The organism is Mesorhizobium sp. M1A.F.Ca.ET.072.01.1.1 (genome assembly GCF_004023325.1).
Lineage (GTDB): Bacteria > Pseudomonadota > Alphaproteobacteria > Rhizobiales > Rhizobiaceae > Mesorhizobium.
Map to the genome: position 1 here is coordinate 1 of NZ_RZSF01000797.1, position 391 is coordinate 391.

The 391-nt window shown below is 64.7% G+C and carries 1 pseudogene; it reads left to right on the top strand.

Annotated features, from left to right (window positions below):
• Positions 1 to 391: pseudogene (locus tag EOA32_RS38095) on the top strand (nitrogen fixation protein FixI); the annotation flags it as partial.

The window sequence follows — 391 nt, forward strand, 5'->3', positions numbered from 1 at the left end:
ATCCCCGCGCTCGCCTTCGCCGGCGGCATCTATTTCCGCTCGGCCTCGAATGCGCTGCGCCACGGTCGCATGAACATGGATGTCCCGATAGCGGTCGGTGTCTCGCTCGCCTATGCCATGAGCCTCTACGAGACGATCACGCACGGCGAGCACGCCTATTTCGATGCGTCGGTGTCCTTGCTGTTCTTCCTTCTGATCGGCCGTACGCTGGATCACGTGATGCGGGAGCGCGCACGGACCGCAGTGAACGGCCTGGCGCAACTGGCAGCGCGCGGCGCCATGGTGCTGCGGGGTGACGATACACGCGACTACCTGCCCGTCGGCGAGATCGAACCGGGCATGCAACTGCTCATCGCGGCCGGCGAGCGGATTCTGGTCGATGGCAATATCC